This window comes from Pseudomonas sp. LBUM1640 (assembly GCF_059716225.1).
The window spans coordinates 3138979-3158328 of record NZ_CP166816.1; the positions used below are offsets into that span (position 1 = coordinate 3138979).

At 61.1% G+C, this 19350-nt stretch carries 18 protein-coding genes; 8 read left to right on the plus strand and 10 right to left on the minus strand.

The window, feature by feature from the left end; translation table 11 throughout:
• Positions 1 to 10 precede the first annotated feature (10 nt).
• From ACA065_RS14175 to ACA065_RS14185, 3 genes are read right to left on the minus strand one after another with little or no spacing between them, the layout of a single operon-like run.
• Positions 11 to 1432 carry an efflux transporter outer membrane subunit gene (locus tag ACA065_RS14175; RefSeq protein ID WP_497695048.1) on the minus strand — a complete coding sequence of 474 codons (1422 nt, stop codon included), beginning with the start codon at positions 1430 to 1432 and terminating at the stop codon, positions 11 to 13.
• The gene (locus ACA065_RS14180) at positions 1429 to 2997 is read right to left on the minus strand and encodes a DHA2 family efflux MFS transporter permease subunit (RefSeq protein ID WP_497695049.1); all 1569 of its coding nucleotides are present in this window, start codon (positions 2995 to 2997) and stop codon (positions 1429 to 1431) included. The genes ACA065_RS14175 and ACA065_RS14180 overlap by 4 nt, the downstream gene beginning before the upstream one ends.
• Positions 2990 to 4099, minus strand: a complete 1110-nt coding sequence (locus tag ACA065_RS14185) for an HlyD family secretion protein (protein WP_497695050.1) — start codon at positions 4097 to 4099, stop codon at positions 2990 to 2992. The genes ACA065_RS14180 and ACA065_RS14185 overlap by 8 nt, the downstream gene beginning before the upstream one ends.
• Before the next feature lie 98 nt (positions 4100 to 4197).
• Between ACA065_RS14185 and ACA065_RS14190 the strand changes: the two genes are divergently transcribed.
• From ACA065_RS14190 to ACA065_RS14205, 4 genes are all read left to right on the plus strand, one after another.
• Positions 4198 to 4908: a CerR family C-terminal domain-containing protein gene (locus tag ACA065_RS14190; RefSeq protein ID WP_497695051.1), complete on the plus strand. Its 711-nt coding sequence runs from the start codon at positions 4198 to 4200 to the stop codon at positions 4906 to 4908.
• A gap of 33 nt (positions 4909 to 4941) precedes the next feature.
• Complete coding sequence (locus ACA065_RS14195) at positions 4942 to 5463, plus strand: DUF1993 domain-containing protein (RefSeq protein ID WP_497695052.1); 522 nt, start codon at positions 4942 to 4944, stop codon at positions 5461 to 5463.
• Between the two features lie 167 nt (positions 5464 to 5630).
• Complete coding sequence (locus tag ACA065_RS14200; RefSeq protein ID WP_497695053.1) at positions 5631 to 6239, plus strand: DUF6338 family protein; 609 nt, start codon at positions 5631 to 5633, stop codon at positions 6237 to 6239.
• Positions 6240 to 6530: 291 nt separating this feature from the next.
• Positions 6531 to 6995, plus strand: a complete 465-nt coding sequence (locus ACA065_RS14205) for a hypothetical protein (protein WP_448654331.1) — start codon at positions 6531 to 6533, stop codon at positions 6993 to 6995.
• 74 nt (positions 6996 to 7069) lie between these two features.
• Here ACA065_RS14205 and ACA065_RS14210 read toward each other — a convergent pair whose 3' ends face one another.
• Positions 7070 to 7237 (minus strand): hypothetical protein, encoded by a 168-nt coding sequence (locus tag ACA065_RS14210; RefSeq protein ID WP_497695054.1) that lies wholly within the window; start codon positions 7235 to 7237, stop codon positions 7070 to 7072.
• A gap of 97 nt (positions 7238 to 7334) precedes the next feature.
• On the opposite strand from ACA065_RS14210, the gene ACA065_RS14215 reads away from it, so the two are divergent.
• The 4 genes from ACA065_RS14215 (at position 7335) to ACA065_RS14230 (ending at position 10328) form a co-directional block, all read left to right on the plus strand.
• On the plus strand, positions 7335 to 7502 hold the full coding sequence (locus ACA065_RS14215; protein ID WP_497695055.1) for a hypothetical protein: 168 nt from the start codon (positions 7335 to 7337) through the stop codon (positions 7500 to 7502).
• 70 nt (positions 7503 to 7572) lie between these two features.
• Positions 7573 to 8181: a LysE family translocator gene (locus ACA065_RS14220; protein WP_497695056.1), complete on the plus strand. Its 609-nt coding sequence runs from the start codon at positions 7573 to 7575 to the stop codon at positions 8179 to 8181.
• A gap of 424 nt (positions 8182 to 8605) precedes the next feature.
• Positions 8606 to 9274 (plus strand): signal peptidase I, encoded by a 669-nt coding sequence (gene lepB, locus ACA065_RS14225; protein WP_497695057.1) that lies wholly within the window; start codon positions 8606 to 8608, stop codon positions 9272 to 9274.
• Positions 9275 to 9344: 70 nt separating this feature from the next.
• Complete coding sequence (locus ACA065_RS14230; protein ID WP_497695350.1) at positions 9345 to 10328, plus strand: GlxA family transcriptional regulator; 984 nt, start codon at positions 9345 to 9347, stop codon at positions 10326 to 10328.
• On the opposite strand, the gene ACA065_RS14235 is transcribed toward ACA065_RS14230, so the two are convergent.
• The 6 genes from ACA065_RS14235 to ACA065_RS14260 form a co-directional block, all read right to left on the minus strand.
• Positions 10264 to 12237 carry a pepsin-like aspartyl protease gene (locus tag ACA065_RS14235; RefSeq protein ID WP_497695058.1) on the minus strand — a complete coding sequence of 658 codons (1974 nt, stop codon included), beginning with the start codon at positions 12235 to 12237 and terminating at the stop codon, positions 10264 to 10266. The two genes, ACA065_RS14230 and ACA065_RS14235, sit on opposite strands and share 65 nt — an antisense overlap.
• A gap of 145 nt (positions 12238 to 12382) precedes the next feature.
• Positions 12383 to 13723 (minus strand): MFS transporter, encoded by a 1341-nt coding sequence (locus tag ACA065_RS14240; RefSeq protein ID WP_497695059.1) that lies wholly within the window; start codon positions 13721 to 13723, stop codon positions 12383 to 12385.
• 20 nt (positions 13724 to 13743) lie between these two features.
• Positions 13744 to 14565 carry an aspartate/glutamate racemase family protein gene (locus ACA065_RS14245; protein WP_497695060.1) on the minus strand — a complete coding sequence of 274 codons (822 nt, stop codon included), beginning with the start codon at positions 14563 to 14565 and terminating at the stop codon, positions 13744 to 13746.
• 31 nt (positions 14566 to 14596) lie between these two features.
• Positions 14597 to 15487, minus strand: coding sequence for a hypothetical protein (locus ACA065_RS14250; protein WP_497695061.1), 891 nt, complete (start codon positions 15485 to 15487; stop codon positions 14597 to 14599).
• A gap of 66 nt (positions 15488 to 15553) precedes the next feature.
• Positions 15554 to 17212, minus strand: a complete 1659-nt coding sequence (locus ACA065_RS14255; RefSeq protein WP_497695062.1) for a hydantoinase B/oxoprolinase family protein — start codon at positions 17210 to 17212, stop codon at positions 15554 to 15556.
• Between the two features lie 12 nt (positions 17213 to 17224).
• Positions 17225 to 19309: a hydantoinase/oxoprolinase family protein gene (locus ACA065_RS14260; protein ID WP_497695063.1), complete on the minus strand. Its 2085-nt coding sequence runs from the start codon at positions 19307 to 19309 to the stop codon at positions 17225 to 17227.
• Positions 19310 to 19350 lie beyond the last annotated feature (41 nt).

A 19350-nucleotide genomic window follows, 5' to 3' on the forward strand; every position in this document is an offset into this window, starting at 1 on the left:
AGTCGTCGGCTCACAGCGTCCAGCCAAGCCCAAGCGCCTTGTGCAGCGAGGCAAAATCCTTCAGTAACTCTGCATCTGCCGATAGCCGGCTCTCCTGAGCCTGATACCGTGTGCGTTCCGCATCCAGCCAATCCAGCGTGCTTGCGGTGCCTGCGCGATAGCGCTGGCGTGTCAGGTCGGCCGCACGCACCGCCGAAGATTCGACATTGCGTAGCAGCAGCACATTTTGGCGCTGATAGCCGTACCGCGCCAACGCCACGTCCGCATCCCGCAACGCACTCAGCACCACACTCTTGTACTGCGCCAGCGCCTCGTCACGCCCGGCCTCGGCGCCCTTGACGCTGGCGGCAACGCGGCCGAAATCCAATGCGTTCCAGGTGATACGGGGCAGGATCAGCCACGTGCCGTTGTCCTTGCGCGCCAAGTGCCCAGGGTCGCCGGCCGAGAATGACAGGTCGCCCATCAGGCTCAGCTTGGGGAACCAATCGGCGGTTTTCTCGCCGATCTGCGCATTGCTCGAGGCCAGTTTTCGCTCGGCCGTGCGGATGTCAGGGCGTGCCTTCAACAGCGCGGCTGGGTCGGCAACCGGCACAGAGTCGGGAATGGCGGGAAGGGCACGCGCGGTGGCGAGTTGGCCATCCAGTTCGCCAGGTTCCAGGCCACAGAGCAGGCCGAGTTGGTCAAGGGATTCGACGATGGCGGCTTGCAGCGGCAGGCGTTGGGCCTGGGTGTTTTCGGCCTGGGTGAGCACCTGTTCCAGTTGCAACTGGGAGGCCACGCCACGGTCACGGCGTTGCTGGGTCAGGTTCAGGGCCTGGTTTTCGATGTCGACGCTGGCCTCCACCAGCGCCAGGCGCGCTTGCTGGTCGCGCAGGTCGGTGTAGGCCTGGACGATTTCGGCAGCCAATTGCACCTGGGCATCGGCCAGTTGTGCTTGAGAGGCGTCGGCTTCTGCTTGTGCGGCTTCGACGGCGCGGCGGGTGCCGCCGAACAGGTCGGCTTCCCAGCTGGCATCGAAGCCGGCAAGGTACAGGCTCAACGGGCCTCGGCCGCCGCCACTGTTGCCACCCAGTGCCGAGGTGTCGGGTGAGCGCAGTTTGAGCATCGCCGCGTCACCGGTGACCTTGGGCATCGCGTTGGCCTGCGCGCCGCTGAGGCTGGCACGCGATTGCCTCAGGCGTGCCTGGGCGGTGGCGATGTCCGGGCTGTTCTGCAGGGCTTGCTCGACCAACGCGTTGAGTTGCGCATCGCCCAGGGTCCGCCACCATTGCGCGACAGCAGGGCTGTTTTGCGCGCTGCTTTGGGCGTGTGGCAAGTGCCCGGCCGCCAGGGTTTTTGGCGCGACATCGGGCGCGCCGTGGTAGTCCGGGCCGACGGTGCAGGCAGACAGCAGCGCAACGCTGAGGAGGAGGGGAAAGGTGCGAAGAGTCATCGTTGTACCGTGCGCTTTTTCAGGATGAAGATCAGGGGCAGGCACGCCAGCATCGCGAGTCCCAGGACATAAAACGAGTCGTTGTAGGCCATCACCGAGGCCTGTCGGGCGATGTCGTTGGCGAGTTGGGCCAACGCCTGCAACGATGACGTGGAGGCGTCGCCGGTTTGCGCCAGGTAGCTGGCGGTGCTGCTGGCCATGTGGTCCTGAGCCAATTGGCTGTTGGCCAGGATGCCTTCGCGCAGCCTGTCGTCATGAAAGTGGCTGCGCCGGTCCATCAGCACGCCGAGCAAGGCCAGGCCGAGGGTGCCGCCCAAGTTGCGCGACATGTTGTAAAGCCCGGCAGCGTCCCCGGCGTCGCGGGTTTCCACCGAGCGCATGGACAATTGGCTCAGCGGCATCATCACCAGGATCTGCCCGAAACCGCGCAGCAGCTGCGACCAGACGAAGTCGTGCCCGACGCTGTCGGCCGTCAGTTGGGTGTCGACAAAGCAGCTGGCCCAATACAGCAACAGCCCGGCGCCGACCATCCAGCGCAGGTCGTAGCGGCCAAGCATGCGCGGCAGAATCGGCATGAGCAGGAAGGCTGGAATACCCGACAGCAACATAATCGAGCCGGACTGTTGGGCGTTGTAGCCGGACAGGATGCCGAGGAACTGCGGCACCAGGTACGCCGTGCCATAGATCCCCGCGCCAACGGCGGTGCCGATCAACAGCACGCTGCCGAAGCTTTTGTTGAGCACCAGTTGCAGGCGCAGGATTGGCGTACTTGACCGAAATTGCCCGACCGCAATCAGGAAGAAACCGGTGACCGTGGCGATGCTCAGCCAGCAGATCAGCAGGGAGTCGAACCAGTGTTCGCGCTGGCCTTCTTCAAGCACCACCGTAAGTGAACTGAGGCCCATGGCAAGGCCGAGGATGCCCAGCCAGTCGGCGCTGATGAAGCGTTGCAGGTTCATGCGTTCAGTTGGCAGGCCGGTGATCAGCAGGGTGATCAGCGCGATGCTGATGGGCAGGTTGAGAAAGAAGCACCAGCGCCAGTTGATATTTTCCGTGAGCCAGCCGCCGATGACCGGGCCGAGCAAGGGGCCGAGGATCACGGTCATGCCGAACAGCGTCGTGCCAATCGCCAGTTGGTGCGGCGGCAGGCGCGTGCGCACGATGGTTTGTGCGGTGGGGATCATTGCGCCGCCGGCAAAGCCCTGGCCGATGCGCCCGGCGATCATCGCACCGAGGCTGGCCGACAGACCGCAGAACATCGAAAAGGCGCTGAACATCAGCGCCGTGCCGATCAGGAATCGGCGTAAACCGAATACGCGCGTCAGCCAGGCGGCGAGGGGGATCATGACGATTTCCGACATCAGGTAGCCGGTGGCGATCCACGTGCCTTCCGTGCCGGTCGCGCCGATTTGCCCCTGGATCTGCGGCAGTGCCGAGTTGGTGATCGACACGTCCAGCGTCGCCAGCAAGGCGCCGAGTGCACCGGCAGCGACGGCGATCCAGTCGGTCAGCGAGGCGTTGCGCGGTTTCTGTGCGGCCCCCTCGCTCATCAGCGCCTCAGCCATGGTTGGCATCCGCAGCGTGGGTGCGGGTGTCCACTTCAACGGTCGCCGACAGGCCAGGCATCAAGGCCATCCGCACGTCATCCGGCACATCCAGGGCGATACGCACCGGTACGCGCTGCACGATTTTGGTGAAGTTGCCGGTGGCATTCGACGGTGGCAGCAACGCGAACTGCGCACCGGTGCCGGGAGAGAGGCTGTCGATATAGCCCTGCAGGTCGCGACCGGGCAGCGCGTCCACATGCACGATGACTGACTGGCCGGGGCGCATTTCGCCGATTTGGGTTTCCTTGTAGTTGGCGGTGAGGTAAATCGCGCTGATCGGCACCACCGTCAGCAAGCGCGTGCCGGGTTGTACGTACTGGCCGACACGCGCGCCGCGATCCGCCACACGGCCGTCAAGTGGGCTGCGGATCACGGCGTCATCCACGTCCAATTGGCTCTGCGCTTCGCTGGCCTTGGCCACGCCGAGTTGCGCCTGGGCCTGTTTGAGCTGCGCCTCAAGCGTGCCGTAGCGGGTCTGGCTGGAGCGCAAGGCGGCCTGTTTGGCCGCCACGCTGCTGCGCGCTTGGGCCAGTTGGTTATCCAGTTGTGCCAGGCGTTCTTGCGGCTCGGCGCCGGAGCGTGCCAACGGTGCGTAGCGGGCGACTTCGGTCTGCGCGTGTTTTGCATCGGCTTCGGCGCCTTGCAGCTGGGCGCGGGCTTCGGCAATGGTCGAGTCCTGCTGCACCAGGTCGGCCTGGGCTTTGGCGTAGTCGGCGGTGCGCGCGGCAATCGTCGCCGAGGCTTCGTCGCTGACGGCCTGGTATTTGCGCGCATCCAGGCGCACCAGCACGTCGCCGCGTTTTACGGTCTGGTTGTCGCCCACCAGCACGTCGGCGACATAGCCATTGATTTTTGGCGCCACGCTGATGCTGTCAGCTTGCAGATAGGCGTCGTCGGTGGTTTCGATAAAGCGCCCGGTCAGCCACCACCAGGCGCCCCAGCCCAGGCCGATCAACAGCGCGACGGTGGCAATCGTGAGGAGTATGCGTCGCGCCTTGCCGCGTTGGCCGTTGACGGTGTCTTCAGGAATGACCTGAGGGGAGGGCAGTGCAGCGGACATCGGGTCACTCCAGATTTATAACGGGTGGAATAAATTCTATTTTTCGCGAATTTTTGTCAACTGGTATATTTTGATCCGGTATTCGAAAGGAGCTGCACATGGCACGACATAAACCTGCCGCCGAAGGTGGTTATCAGCGTGGCGAAGAAACCCGCGCGCGTATTGTCGAGGCGGCGGTCGTGGTGTTTGGCGAGCGCGGCTACGACGGCGCGTCCACCCGCGACATCGCCACGGCGGCCGGGGTCAATGCACCGGCGATCCAGTACTACTTCGATGGCAAGGAAGGCGTGTACCTGGAGTGCGTCGAGCACTTGATCGCGCTGCTATGGCGCAAGATGAGGCCTTGCGTGGAAGCCGCAGAGTGCGCGTTGGCCGATCTTGAGGCTGAGGATAAAACCTTGATCGAGGTGTCGTTGGGTATCCTCGGCACGGTTGTGTCGACCATCCAGGACAGCCCGCAGACCACGGCGTGGCGCGCGTTTCTTGATCGCCACCAAGCCGGTCTATGCCCGGAAAGCGCGACGACGGCGTTTGAAGACCGTTTCAAGGCGCGGATTGGCCGGGTTATCCGCCAACTGATCGCGCGCTTGGCCGGTTTTGCCGTAGAGGACGAGCGCACGGTGATTCACTCGATGGCGTTGTTCACCCAAGGCCTGGCGTTCCGGGTGCAGAAGCCCAAGTTGCTCGAAGCGCTGAAGTGGGCCGAGGTGAGCCAGAAGGAAATGGAGCTGGTGCGGGACGTGGTGCTGATGCAGGCACGGTTTACACTGGAAGGGCTGGTGAGCCAGCGAGGCGTGCACGCCAGTTGATGGCATTTTTTAACCCCCTGCAAGGAAGTCACGATGTCGGTCTATACCACCACGGTTCCCTGCTTCGCGCAGATGCTGACCTCGCTTAAAGGCCTGCTTGCCAAGGGCCAGGCGCACGCTGCGGCGCTGGCCTTCGACCCGCAAAACCTGCTCGATTCACGCCTGGCACCGGACATGCACACCCTGGCGACCCAGGTTCGCTACGCCTGCACCCAGGCGCGGGAGGCGGTCGACCGACTGAGTGGGCATGCGGTGATTACGCTGGAGACACCGGCAACAATGAGCGCGGCGGTTGCGCTGATCGACCACACACTGGAAAACCTCGCAGGCGCTGATCGCGCCTTGATTGAACGCCGAGCGCAGGCATCAATCGCCATCGAGCTGCCCGGCGGCATCGCCTTTGAGATGACCGGCGACGAATACGCGGTTAATTGGGCCACGCCGCAGTTCTATTTTCACCTGATGACGGCGTACAGCATCCTGCGCCATAACGGTGTGCCGTTGGGCAAGGCGGATTATGTGCCACATATGTTTGCTTACCTGCGTAAGGGGTGAGTTCAGCAGCCGGTGACTTCAGGTGCGTGCGTGGTTGTTATCCCGGGTAAGTTCGCGAAGTGTCGTACGAAATGTCCCTAACTGCGTTTTTCCGCTGATGGCCTGCACTCAGACGCCGGTTCGTTGCTTACCCTGTGAGCTGACTTGGAGATTGATCGGGCAATGGAATGAACGAGATCGTCAACGAAGTGCTGCCGATTGTGCAGTCTTTGATATCAGGCTTTGTGGCCACGGCTATTTTTTACTGGCTGGCTGACGTCATAAAACCCAGTCACTTTGAAAGAGTCCTCCAGGCGTTGATCTGTACGGGTGTGATCCAGGTGTTGGTGGAAAGTCTTGAGGCGTTATGCCTGTTCTTCGGCCGCTGGTATTCGTTTGGGCACTGGACCACCCGGACAGGCACCGCCTGGTCAGTGACCTTGGCGGTGATGATGGGTTTGACGCTTGCGTTTCTATCTCAGCACGACGCGCTTTACCGAGTGGCCAGGCGCTTGGGGTTTACGTCAAAAGCCTCGGTCAGCGAATGGACGCTCGCATTTTCGCGAAACCTTGATCAATGGGTTGTGCTGCATATGAAGGACGGTCGGCGCTTGATGGGTTATCCCGATGTTTGGCCCGTCGACCCTCAAGTGGGGCATTTTTTGATGGGCTTTCCGGCGTGGCTGGTGGAGGGCGAGATTATTGAGGTACAGGATACCGCTCGATTGCTTGTCGCTAATGCAGACGTGCAATGGGTAGAGTTTTTGAAGTCAAAATCGGAGGCAGACAATGAATGATCAACAGCCAACTCAGGCCCCTGTCATAGACCGCAAGTATTTGCGTGATGCGATCAACGTCAATTCAGGCAAGAGCCGAAACGTGCGACCGACCAGGGCGCCGACACCACCGCCGCCGCCACCGAAGTACGACTGACAGCGGCTGGGAAGGCCCGGAAAACGCTGCGAAAATCGGCCTGCCGTTGTGAAATGTTGTGAAGCATGGGGAATGGCCCTTTGCCCATGCTAACGTCCGCGTCGGGGTATCGTCAGCACGACGATTTCATTCGTTCCATTGAGGGAGCAGCGCCGATGTCTACTACCGTAACGCCCGCGTCCGGCGGGTCGAACACGCCAAAGTCCTCGCCTTCTACGTTCGACGACAAGTTGAACATTGCCAAGTCCAGTAAGGTTATCGCCGATTACATGCGCCAGTCGGGCAAGTCGGCCATCACCAAGCAGGAGCTGACGCAGTTGGCCAACAATGCCTCAGGTAAGGTGCCCACCGACGTTTCCGACGCTGCCAAGTACATGGAAAAACACCCTGACGTGTTTACCGCCATCGAAACCCACGACGTAGCCGGCGCCGACAACCTGTCCGGGGTGTGGAACTTTGATTGGGCTGCCAACGGTGGGCTCAAGGGCACGGCGACCGACGCCATTGCGAAAATGCAGGACACGTTCGACCTGGCGATCGCCAAGTCTGCGCAGATCACAGAAATTTCCACGGCCAAAAAAGCCGAACTGGACTCCACCAAGCAACGCCCACAAAACTGAGTGACGCAGGTTGTCAGCCGGATAAACGGTTCCCGGCGTGTTATCGGGAACTGTTTTAAACCGGGGAGGCGGGGTTATTTGGTGTAGATGTCGTTCAGGATCAGCAACTCAAGCACCGCCACCATCACACAGAGTGCTACAAACTTGCGTGTGAACACCCGGCGCGGCTTTTCATAGGTGAAACCCAAATCGCTACCGAATGGCACCAACAGCATAATCAGTAAGAACCTGATCACATTCATCCCTGCTCCTTTTGTGATGTGTTCAGAGCACATTCAAGCAACGTGACCAAGTATACCGATCAGTGAAAGCAATCTCATCGCCACTGTCGGAGAAACCGTGATCCTCGCCAGTGCGCAAACCTGGCTTGCGGGCATTCCCCATGCGTGCCCGGTCATTCTTGACGGAATAGGGCAGCTGCCGATGGTGGAGGCTACGCAACAAACCGCCGAACACTGTCGCGAACTGCTCGACAAGGCCAAAGTGTATTCCTCTATCCGCCCTTAGCTGTACGGGGCGAGTGGGCCCAGAACCCACTACTGTCGCAGGTATACCTTCGCCGCTCGGATACTGCGTCATGTTCATGTCTACCAGCCTGCTGTCGGCCTTTGTGCTGTTCGCCTTTGTGTCCTCGATCACCCCAGGGCCCAACAACACCATGTTGCTGGCCTCGGGGGTGAACTTCGGGTTTCGCCGCTCGATGCCCCATGCGCTGGGGATCAGCGTTGGCTTCATGCTGTTGGTGATTTCGGTCGGCCTGGGCTTGGGTGAAGTGTTCAAGGTGTTCCCGTGGGCCTACACGGTGCTGCGTTATGTGGGCGCGACCTATTTGCTGTACCTGGCGTGGAAAATCGCGACCGCGGGCGGCATGTCCGACAGTAGCGATGAGCACGGCAAGCCGATGACTTTCCTTGGCGCGGCAGCGTTCCAGTGGGTCAACCCCAAGGCGTGGATAATGGCGTTGGGCGCGATTACCACCTATACGCCAGCCGAGGGTTATGTGACCAATGTGCTGGTGATCGCTCTGGTGTTTGCGCTGGTCAATTTGCCCAGCGTGTGTGTCTGGGTGGGGTGTGGCACCGGCTTGCGCAATGTGTTGCGCGAGCCGCGTTGGGTGAGAGTGTTCAATGGGTCGATGGCGGGGTTGTTGGTGCTGTCGCTGTACCCGATGCTGGTTACTCATTGAAATAGCCAGCACCGTTGGCAACTTAGACCGGCGAGATAGTCGCCAGCAAACCAATGCCGATGGTCAGCACTAAAAAGCCGAACAGGAAAAGTGCCATCTTGGTCATAAGGCCTCCGAAGGGAAGGGGGCGGCAAGAACATTCCTGCCGCGCTCAAGGGTGTCGGGAATGGGCCTATTCTCCGCCCCAGGCAGTTTTCGATACAGACGCAGATAGCAAAGAAAAAACCGTATCAGATGGGGCCGTGACGGCTTAACTGCGGGCTTGAGACGCGGGCAGGTTTATGAAGATCAGCCCTCAATGCCTGTGCGTGAGGGTATAGGGGCGTGCCTTAATGTAATCTTCACCGGCAAGCATGAATGTTTCAAAAAATGACCGTGGCCTGGGTGGAGCCTGCTCTGCGCCGCTTTTGCTGTGCGAGGATGTATGCGAAGTCTATTGAGCAAATACCGTTACGCCATCATTTTCTGGCTGTGTTTTGGGGTGTTCCGCACCTCGCTGGCCGACTGGAACCCGATCCCCTCCGGCTCCATGCGTCCCACCCTGGTAGAAGGCGATGTAGTGCTGGTGAACCGCGTCGCGTATGACCTCAAGGTGCCGCTCACGGATATTTCGCTGCTCAAGCTGGATAACCCGCAGCGGGGTGACGTGGTGACGTTCACCTCGCCCAAAGACGGTGTGCGCTTGATCAAGCGTATCGTCGGCATCCCTGGCGACACCCTGCAAATGAAGAACGAGGTGCTGTGGATCAACGGTGTGCCGGCCAGCTACTCGGATGAGCAGGCCATCAACGAGCCTCTTCTACCTGGCCAATCTGTGCCGGGTATCAAGCTGACCGAGCGGGCGAACACCAGCCAGCGCACCGTGCAATTTATGCCGGCGGTGCGTGCACTGCGCGATTTTGGTCCCGTCGTGGTGCCGGCCGACAGCTACTTCATGTTGGGTGATAACCGCGATAACAGCGCAGATTCACGCTACATCGGGTTTGTGCCGCGTCGGCTGCTGATCGGCCGTGCGCATCATGTGCTGGCTTCGGCGCAGATCCTGGATAACTGGATGCCACGTTTTCGTCGATTTGGCGCCGCAATCCTCTAAGATGGCGCCCACGGCATCAATAATAAGAGTGGGCTAAGCCTCGATGGAAAGACGCCAGTTCAGCGGTGGCATGAAGGGCAAGAACCTGCGCTACCTGAATGAACCCCCCCAGCAGACGGCGGCGGCCACGCGTGTCGGGTTCCTGCTGCTTGAACACTTCTCCCTGCCCGCATTCACCCAGACCCTCGACACCCTCATCACCGCCAATCTGCTGCGTCCCGAATTGTTTGCCACACGGACCTTCGGTTGCGGCGAGGGCGAGGTCATCAGCGACCTGGGCCTGGTGATCCGCCCCGACGCACGCCTGCAACTCTCAGCGCTGCCCGACCTGCAATTGCTGGTTATCTGCGGAGGCTTTCGCACCGAGCTCAAAGCCGGCGAAGAACTCATCCAGCTGTTGCGCACCGCCGCCGAACAGGGTGTCAGCCTCGCTGGCTTGTGGAATGGCGCGTGGTTCCTCGGTCGCGCCGGGCTGTTGCAGGGCTACCGCTGCGCCATTCACCCGGAACATCGCCCGGCGTTGGCGGAAGTCGCCAAGGCCGCCCAGGCCACCAGTGAACCTTATGTGATCGACCGCGACCGGCTGACGGCCTCCAGCCCCTCGGGCTCTTTTCACATGGCCCTGAACTGGATCAAAGACCTGCATGGCAAAGCCTTGGTCGAAGGTATTGAAGACATCCTGTCGTTCGAAGAGTCGCGCTACCGGCGCATAAAACCCACGGAAAACGTCTGCGTCAGCGCGCCGCTGCGCGAAGTGGTCAAGCTGATGGACGCCAACCTCGAAGAACCCCTGGAGCTGGACCAACTCGCCGTCTATGCCGGCCGCTCCCGGCGCCAGCTGGAGCGGCTGTTCAAGGAGCAACTGGGCACTACACCGCAACGCTATTACATGGAGCTGCGCGTCACCGAGGCGCGGCGTTTGTTGCAGCACACCGAGCTGTCGCAAGTGGATGTGCTGGTGGCGTGCGGGTTTGTGTCGCCGAGCCATTTCAGTAAATGCTACAGCGCGTATTTCGGATATCGCCCGTCGAAGGAAAAACGGTTGGTGAAGTAGCGCGGGTGAAGCTTAACGACGAAATTTTCGTCGCCAGGTAAGCCTGTGCGGGGGCCACAGGCGAACTTGCGAGCACCAACAGATTCAGGGTTTTCGCCGCCCGATCCAATACCCCGCAGAGTGCCGAAACCGTGCCGGCCTGCGTATCGGTTACCGTTAAACTCACCGATTGAACTGCAAGCTCGCTCGCGACGGCGTTGATATCGGTAAAACCGGCGACTTCGGCGACGACACCGCCCGACATGCAGAGCCCGTTCACACGCCCGAAACGATGCTGGCTGTCAGACTCAACCGTCAGTGCCAGGGTGGTTTTGTCACCCGCGACCCACTCGCCCGCCAAATCGTTTTCGAGCGGCATTGATGCAATGCAAGCATCGGGACTGACGTGCGGTTGCGGCGCCACTCGGCGATAAACCAGCTTGTCGAGGTAGTTTCCTCGGCTGGCCAAGTCAGGAAAATCACTCGACGCGACCAACAGGTGCGAGAGGCTCAGCACATCGCCTGTGTCGGTAACACTCAGCTGGCCACTTAAGCCGGAGACCCAGTGCCAACTGGGATCCTGCGTGTGTTCGTCAACGTCGTGCCACTCAATGGCTAACGCCAAGGGTTGGTTCAGCGCGGGCGTGGCGCCTGGCCCTGGTGAGCTCCCGATCACCTGGTAACGCCCGCTGGAACCTGTCGACGATTGATAAATGCCCTGCACGTGTTGCCCTGACATGTGCAGGGTCATTACCGAGCCATAGTCGTTCTTCCACGTACCTGCGACCGAGGCGGTGCGCGTTGGCATGACTTCATTGTTGAGCACAGTACGTTTGCCGGGCACGAAGCGCCTGGATGAAGACCGCGTGATGATCTGCGGGCCATCGGCGCGATTGAATAGCCAGACGCCCACCGGGGCCAGCGAATAAACCGTGTTGGAGCATTTCACCACGTGGTACTCATACACCGTGTAGCAGTACTCCATCACCACCGAGCCCACCAGCACCAAGTCGTGCAGACCCAGTGGATTGAACTGCGGCAACACCTGGCCTTTTTGCGGACCTTCTTCGATCAGGCAATTGTAGAGGTCGGCCCCCAATGTTATTTCACCGTCGGCGAACCCCAGTACAACCTCGGGCTGATCGCCCAGGGCAATGCGGGCCAGGGTCTGGCGCATCAGCGTGTCATCGCCCTTGAACCGCGAAGAGCCGGAGTCGATAGCGAACTTGATGTCGTACGCCAGTTGTTCCGTGCCTACCGAATATGACTTGAGGTCGGTTGACCAGATGTATTCCACGCCCGGCAAGGCGGTGTAGGCCGACCACGGTAGAAACAGCTGCGGGCCTTGGGTTTTCGATGGGTCGACGGCGCCCATTCGGCAGCTGCCCCTGCGCTCATGGCTGTTCCAGTCAAAGGCCACAAAAGGGTAGGCAGGGTCGAGTTGGCCCTCGCGCATCAACGTCTGCAGCACAAACGAATTGCGACCGTCCACATACGCGCTGCTGCTCGGCAGGCCAAGCGCGCCGTCCCAGTCGAGCTGCTGGAATTGCTCACCGTCATAGGCGGTGGCCAACAACAACTGGGTGTGCAAGTGAGCATCTGCAGGCGTCGTCAACACGTCTGCGGCCGACTCGACTTGCATCGTGCCCCACGGGCCAAAGCTGTAAGGCCGGCTCAGGCAATCGGTAAAGCTGAAGGTGCTGGACGCTTGAATGTCAAACCGGCCATCAGCGAAATGCACGCATTGATCGTCCGGGCAGAGCGTGGAGGTGATCCAGTTGATGTTGGTGCCTGAATCAATGCAGAACTTCAACGATTGCCCCGGTGTGCCGAGGTTGAGCATGCAATACCACGGCGACGCGCCGTTATTTTGAAAAGGTCCGCGCTGCATGGCAAAAACCAAACTGCTTGGCGAGGGTGGGTTAGGCATGGGAACTCCGTTTCCAAGATGAATGTGGGGTTCCCGAGAGGTATCGGGAGCCGTCCAGGGTCGGTATTCAATCCGGATCTGCTGGCGTTGGCTGCCAGCCGCGCGCCGTTGGGCGAGTCGGATTCGACGCTGAAACCGTGCGGCTTCAGCGCAATGCCTCGCCTTCCGTTTCGGGGATGAAGGCGGCGAGCAGCATCGAGATCAGCAGAAACCCATTGATGAGGGTGGTGGTCAGGTTGAACGAGGAGCCATAGGCGATCAGCGCACCGATCAGCGACGGCGCCGCCACGTTCGCCAGGCGCTGGGCGAATATGGCCCAGCCATAGCCCACGGTGCGCAGGGCCGTCGGGTACAACTCGCTGACCCAGGTGCCCCATACGCCCCAGGCGCCGAGGCTGAAAAAAGCCAGGGCGAAGTTGCTCAGGTAAAGCATCTCCAAGCTCTGGGCATTGGCGAAGCCGTAACCGGCGAGCGCCGAGGCGCCAATAAAGCCCACGACGACTTTTTTACGCCCCAGGCGCCCCGTCAAATACGACGCGGCCATGTATCCCGGAATCATGCACAGCGCCGACAAGGCAATAAAACCGTAGCTTTGCGGCAGGCTCAAGCCACGCTGCTGGAGCAAGGTCGGCAGCCAGGTTTGCAAGCCCCAATAACCCCACGAAAACGTGAAGTTGACGGTGATTTGCAGCAGGCTGACCTTGAGCAGGGCGCCACTGAACAGCTCGCGCTGGTGGCCGGACGTCGTGCGATCAACCTGCAGTTCACACGCTTGCGGAATCAGCACCGCGCCCCGACTCAAGCTAAAGATGGCGGCTTTTGCTTCTGCCTGACGCCCCACGGACGCCAGCCAGTAAGGCGACTCCGGCACCCAACGCGCTACGGCAATCGCCCATAACCCGCCAAGTGAACTCAGCACGATAATCGCGCGCCAACCGTACGGCAGCAGCCACACCGTGGCACCCAGCGCGAGCAGCATGCCGATTGGCCACCCCGAGGCGAGATACACCGTCAACGCTCCGCGCTGGCGTACCGGCAGCAGTTCCTGAAAATGCGCAAAGGTCACCACTATCATGCCCACGGCTGCCACCCCGGACAGTAACCGCAGGGCATACAGGGTTGAATAATCCGGTGCAAACGCGCTGCCCAGGGAGATCACGCCATAGGTGCCAAGGCTCCAGATAATGGCGCGCTTGCGCCCAATCCGTTCGGCTACTTTGCCCCAGGCCAAGGCGCCCAGCAGCATACCGATGAACATCGCGCCGATCAGATGGCCGACCGCGAGTGCATCCAGGGCAAAATCCGCAGCAATCAGCGGCGCCGTGTAGACGATGATCATCATCTCCCAGGCTTCAATCGCAAACACACAGAACAACACCAGGCAGCAGCGCAAATGGCTGCGCGTCAGTGGCACGTCTCTGAACACGTCACCGACGTTGCGATCGAGTGGCGCAGTGTTTTCAAGCGTGGAGGGCATATCACTCATGGTGGCTATCCTTTTTAGGCTTAGGCTCTGACGCGATTGCCGATGGGGGCGGGGCCCTGGAACAAACCGAAGCGTTCGATTTCGGCTTCCGGTGGCGGCTCACAACTGCCCACTCGGCTCGGCCGCCAGCCGAACCTGCGCTTCATCCCGGCCATGGCTTCGGCCACTTTGAAGGCCGCGACCACCGGGTCGATCACCGGCACGCCGACCTCCCGTTGCACTTCCTCGAAGAAGCCGAATTCAATCGTGCAGCCGAGGATGATCGCCTCGGCGCCGTCCTCGTCGACGGCACGCCGGGCCTGCTCGATGATCTTGCGGCGGGTCAGCGCGTGGTCTAGCTGGAACTCGTCCACGCCCATGCCCAACGGTCGCATGGACGCCAACCGGTCGCCGGCACCGTAGCTCTGCACCAGGCGTCGCATCTGCTCGATCCACTTGGTGCGCCCGACAATGATCGAGAAACGATTGGCCAAGTGTGCAGCCACCTGCAGGCTCGCCTGGCAAGGCCCGACGACCAGGGTTTTACCGGAGATTTCACGGGCATCCGCCAAGGCCGGGTCGTAAAAACAGCCGAGCACCAACGCATCCACACCCGACTGCGCGCAATCGCGGGCGATGCGCACGCTGCGCTCATAGGTGAGTGCCTCGTAGGCGCGGTATTCCAGGTGGGTGGGGCTTGGGTTCAGGTCGAACGACACCACTTCAACTTCGGTGGAAGGTTGTTTGATAGCGTGCAATAACTCGGCGATAGGCGCGTCGAAGGTCGGGCAACCAATCGGGTTGAGCCAACGCACGATAACCGGCATGTCATGGGGTTCGAGCAGACGGGTAGTGCTGTCCATAGGGTATTCCTCATAGTGGATTTGAGGGGGGCTAGAAAAACTTCACCAGCGCCATGGTCAAGCTATTGGAACGGGGCAGGTTGTCGCTGTGGTAGTAGTCAACGTTCAGGTTGCTCGACAGATAGAGCCCCTGTTTGCTGAAACCCGTGTAGGTCATTGCCGGGCCAATCTTGCCTTGACGCGACTCCTTGAAGTCCGAGGCCGTGCGGTTGTTGATGTGATAGGCGTGGTGCACACCGAGCCATAAGTCATCGGTGACCAAATACCCGGCGGCGATGTTGGCAAACCACAGGCTGACACCGCCTTGCAGCCGTGTGGGGTCGCCGTTGCCAAGGTCGGTTGAGTGACGATTACGCGAGGCGTAATGAATGCCAACCGGCGTAAACGTGGCGGCGTAGCGCCCTACGCGCAGATAATTGGCGACGCTGAAGCTGGCACCATAACGGTTGGCAAATGCACCGTAACCGGTTCCTTCATCGTTGCCATTGGGAAACTCCAGCGAGAGCGTGGGGTTGACCCAGAACGTGGTGAAATCATCGGCTCCGTACTCGCTGGTGGGCTGCACCACGTTGTAGTAGTAAGCCAGGCCCAGGTTGGGCGAGGCGATACCCCAGTCGCCATTGTTGCGTGTGCCGCTGCGGCCGATGTAACCCGCATCGGCGCCCACCCATATTTGCAACTGATCACGCTGCGTGCCGGTAAAACCGGTTTCGGAGAAGTACGTCAGGACGGTATTGCTGCCCGCTCGCACGTCGCCATTCTGCGTGCGGTTGAACACCGGGAAAGATTCCAGCGCCCACTTTCCGGGGAGGCCCGGTTGGGCGAAACCGATGAACTGATCAGCCTGTGCGGTGGGGGTGAAAGCCAAAATCAGGGCAAGCGCGGGCGCTACGCTTAAGCGCGACGAGTGTTGCAGCTTCATAGTGGTGCTCTCTTTTTGTTGTTGTTCTGGTAGGCCGAGCGTCAGGGCGCACAACGCGCCCCAGGGCTAAAGCGTGAGGCCGTAAACCGAGCGCGCTGTATCGGCGTCGATGTAGCTATTTTTCAGGTCCTCGCGAACAGCGTTTGGGTCGCGCAGGCGTGCAGGGCCATAGCCTCCGCCCGCGCCGGTGCGCACCCTGACCAGGTCACCGGCCTTCAGGGCAACGCCGCTGGCCATGCAGTAGCGCTCGTGCTGACCGTCTGTGCGGATCACTTCGACGTAGTTGGGCGTGCCTTCGCCGCCTTGCTCCAGGCCCCAGGGCGGGATGACCGAGCGGGTGTAGCCGCAGGTCATGAAGCTGTCATCGGCGCGAATCCGGTAGTCGATGCACACGCCGCGACCACCTCGGAACTGGCCGTGCCCACCGGGCTCGTCGTTCAGTGCCAGGCGCTCCACATACAGCCCATAGCGGGCCTCGCAGATTTCGGCCGGGCAGTTATAGGTCTCGCCATGCAGCCCGGAGTACACGGCGTTGTTGCCGTCGCGCCCGGGCTCGGCGCCCCATCCGCCGATTTCCGGCTCGACCAGCGTGAAGGGGCGGCCGGTGTCCGGGTGCACGCCGCCAATGATCGTGGCGCACACCGAGGCGAAATTGCCCGCGGGCAAGCGCTCGGGAAATTGCTGGGCGAGGCAGCACAAGATCAGGTCATGCACCCGAATCAGGTTCTCGAAATAAAAACCCTCGGCGGCCGGCGGCAGCGCGTCAAACAACGAGCCCGGGCGTGTCAGCACCCGCAGCGGGCGAAACGTGCCGCCATTGGTAATGCCTTGCGGCGCCGTCAACGCCTTGAACGCCATTTGCGCCGCCACCACCGCACCGTCGCGGCTGAGGTTGGTCGGCCCCTGGCACTGGTCGGGGTTTTCCCGCAGGTCGATGACCAGTTCGCTGTGGCGAATATCAATGCGTACCTTGAACACGCTGCCGTCATCTTGCAGCTCCTCAAGGTTAAGCTGCCCGGCAGGCAATGCGGCCAGCGCCTTCAGCGAGACTTTCTCGCCCAAATCCATGAAGTCTTTCATCGCCAGCAAGAACAGGTCCGTGCCGTATTTCTCCGTGAGTTCGCGCAAGCGCACTGCGCCACCGCGAACGGCGGCAACGCCCGCCCACAAGTCACCTTCCATAAAGTCCGGCATACGCGTGTTGGCACGCAAAATCTGCAAGACCGAACGGATCGGTTGGCCCTGGCTGATCAACTTGACCGAGGCCAGGCGCAACCCTTCCTGGAAAATATCCGTGGCGTCGGTCGACAACGAACCCGGTACTCGGCCGCCCACATCATTCCAGTGCGCAATGTTGGCGGTCCAGGCCACCAGATGGCCGTCGGCGAACACCGGCATGGCCAACACGACGTCGTTCAGATGCGTCACTGCACCGTCATGGGGGTCATTGCTGATAAAAACATCGCCTTCCTGGATGTCACTCGGCAACGGATGATGCTGGCGTATTTTTTTCACGGCTTTGTCCAGCACGCCGACAAAGGCCGGAATACCTGCGCCGGAGCTGGCGATTTCGCCCTGGGCATCGGTGATGCCCGTGCCCATGTCCAGCACTTCGTAGATCACCGGGCTCATGGCGGCTTTGCGCATGGCGGTGAACATTTCGTCGGCGATGGCCTGGAGCGAATTCTGGATGATGTCGCGTGTAAAGATATCGAGGGTACTCATGGCGCTACTCCTTCAGCCGTTGATCAGGATGTGCAGGTTGCCCAGGCGATCCACCTGCACGCGGTTGCCGGGGTGTACGACCACGGTGGTGCCTGCGTCCTCGACAATGGCCGGGCCGGAAAAGGTCATCATGGGTTCGAGCAATGCATAGTCGTAGAGACTCGCTTCGTGAATGCCTTCCTGGGCATAGTCGACGCGTCGCCGACCCTTGCAGGCCTCACTCACCAAGCGGCCGGTCATCGGCAGCGCCTGCGGAGCCAGCTTGCCGATCTGGGCGATGGCCACCAAGTGGAAACCGATGATCTCCACGGGCGCTTGCAGGCAATAGGTGTAGTGCTGCTCGTAGAGGTGGTGGAAGCGTTGTTCGATCACGGCCCACCCAGCGTCGAGGCGTTCGTGCGGGCCGAGCAGCACTTCTACTGAATGCTCCTGGTTCTGGTAACGCAGCTTGCAATACACCTCAACGTTAACGTGCGCCGGCGCGATGGCCTGCTCGACGAACTGTTCGCGGGCGGCCGCCGTCAACGAATCCAGAAACACTTGGGCCTGCTCCAGCTCAATGGAGTAGGCGGCCTGCACAAATCGGTTGATAAACAGGTCGCGGCGCAAATCCGAGAGCGTCATGCCCCAGGCCGAGAACACCGAGGCGCTGCGCGGGACGATGACCTTTTGCACACCCAATTCCTGGGCGAGTGCAACGGCATGCATGGCGCCACCGCCGCCGAAGGCCATCAAGGTCAACTCTCGTGGGTCGTGGCCGCGGCTCAACGACACCAGCTTCAACGCGTTGACCATATTGTCGTTGGCCAGGCGCACGATGCCGCGCGCAACCTCATCAGGCGGCAACTGCAGGCGCTGGCCCAGGGTGTTCAGCCCGCGTACGACGGCTGGCAGGTCGGCCGTCACATTGCCGCCGCAAAAGTATTCCGGGTTGATCCGCCCCAGCATCAGGTTGGCATCGGTGGTAGTGATCAGCGTGCCGCCATTGCCATAAGCGGCGGGGCCCGGCACCGCGCCGGCGGAGTGCGGGCCGACGTGCAGTTTGTCAAAGTCATCGACCCAGGCGATGGAGCCGCCGCCGTTGCCGATTTCCACCAGGTCTACCACGGGCACCATGATCGGGTAACCCGCGTTGATCCGGTTACGCTCAATCCAGTAGTCGGTTTTGATCGACACTTGGCCTTTGCGAATCAGCGCGCACTTGGCGGTGGTGCCGCCGATGTCCAGGCCCAGCACGTTCGGCTCGTCGATCAGCCGCCCCAGTTCGGCAGCCGCCCAAAACCCACTGGCCGGGCCGGATTCGACCATGGTGATCGGTGTTTCCCGCGCATGCTCCACACTGTCGATGCCACAGTTCGATTGCATGATGTAGAGCGGTGCCTTGTAGCCGCCGTCGCGCAAACCGCTGGCCAGGTCATCGAGGTAGCGTGCGGCAATGGGCTGCACATAGGCTGACAGTACCGTCGTGCTGGTGCGCTCGTACTCACGCCATTCACGGGTGATCTGGTGGGAAGCCACCACTGAGACCTGCGGCCAGAGCCTGCGTACTTCCTCCAGCACGGCCTGTTCATGGGCCGGGTTGGCATAGGCGTGCAGCAAGCAGATCGCAATGGCTTGCACGTTGTCGGCGCGAAAGGCTTCGATGATCGGTGCGACTTGGGCAAGGTCCAGGGGTTGGCGCTCCTGGCCGTTGGTGTGCAGGCGCCCGGTTATTTCGCGACGCAAATAGCGTGTCACAAACGGGGCTGGCTTCACCCATTTGAGGTTGAAGTAGTCCGGGCGATTGGCGCGGGCGATTTCCAGCACATCGCGAAAACCCTGGGTGGTTATCAGCCCGGTCTTGACGCCACGGCGCTCGGTCAACGCATTAATCACCACGGTGGTGCCGTGGGCCAGGAAGTCTACCGTAGCCAAATCCACGTCGGCCTTGCGGATGACATTGAGCACGCCCTGGGCGAAGTTCGGTGGGGTGGTGTCGACCTTGGCCGTACGAATCGTCTGTTCGCCGGTGGCCGGGTCATGTTCGAAATACACGAGGTCGGTAAAGGTCCCGCCGACATCGGTGGCCACGCGCACTGTTTTGCCGTCCTGTCCCACAGGGCATCTCCTGCTGTACTTACGTTGTCATGGGAGCCAGG

Coding starts and splice junctions, on each gene's coding strand:
- ACA065_RS14250 (WP_497695061.1), bottom strand. CDS start 15,487: ATGAAGCTGCAACACTCGTCGCGCTTAAGCGTAGCGCCCGCGCTTGCC.
- ACA065_RS14190 (WP_497695051.1), top strand. CDS start 4,198: ATGGCACGACATAAACCTGCCGCCGAAGGTGGTTATCAGCGTGGCGAA.
- ACA065_RS14220 (WP_497695056.1), top strand. CDS start 7,573: ATGTTCATGTCTACCAGCCTGCTGTCGGCCTTTGTGCTGTTCGCCTTT.
- ACA065_RS14245 (WP_497695060.1), bottom strand. CDS start 14,565: ATGGACAGCACTACCCGTCTGCTCGAACCCCATGACATGCCGGTTATC.
- ACA065_RS14240 (WP_497695059.1), bottom strand. CDS start 13,723: ATGAGTGATATGCCCTCCACGCTTGAAAACACTGCGCCACTCGATCGC.
- ACA065_RS14235 (WP_497695058.1), bottom strand. CDS start 12,237: ATGCCTAACCCACCCTCGCCAAGCAGTTTGGTTTTTGCCATGCAGCGC.
- ACA065_RS14205 (WP_448654331.1), top strand. CDS start 6,531: ATGTCTACTACCGTAACGCCCGCGTCCGGCGGGTCGAACACGCCAAAG.
- ACA065_RS14180 (WP_497695049.1), bottom strand. CDS start 2,997: ATGGCTGAGGCGCTGATGAGCGAGGGGGCCGCACAGAAACCGCGCAAC.
- ACA065_RS14175 (WP_497695048.1), bottom strand. CDS start 1,432: ATGACTCTTCGCACCTTTCCCCTCCTCCTCAGCGTTGCGCTGCTGTCT.
- lepB (WP_497695057.1), top strand. CDS start 8,606: ATGCGAAGTCTATTGAGCAAATACCGTTACGCCATCATTTTCTGGCTG.
- ACA065_RS14230 (WP_497695350.1), top strand. CDS start 9,345: ATGAAGGGCAAGAACCTGCGCTACCTGAATGAACCCCCCCAGCAGACG.
- ACA065_RS14195 (WP_497695052.1), top strand. CDS start 4,942: ATGTCGGTCTATACCACCACGGTTCCCTGCTTCGCGCAGATGCTGACC.
- ACA065_RS14185 (WP_497695050.1), bottom strand. CDS start 4,099: ATGTCCGCTGCACTGCCCTCCCCTCAGGTCATTCCTGAAGACACCGTC.
- ACA065_RS14200 (WP_497695053.1), top strand. CDS start 5,631: ATGAACGAGATCGTCAACGAAGTGCTGCCGATTGTGCAGTCTTTGATA.
- ACA065_RS14255 (WP_497695062.1), bottom strand. CDS start 17,212: ATGAGTACCCTCGATATCTTTACACGCGACATCATCCAGAATTCGCTC.
- ACA065_RS14210 (WP_497695054.1), bottom strand. CDS start 7,237: ATGAATGTGATCAGGTTCTTACTGATTATGCTGTTGGTGCCATTCGGT.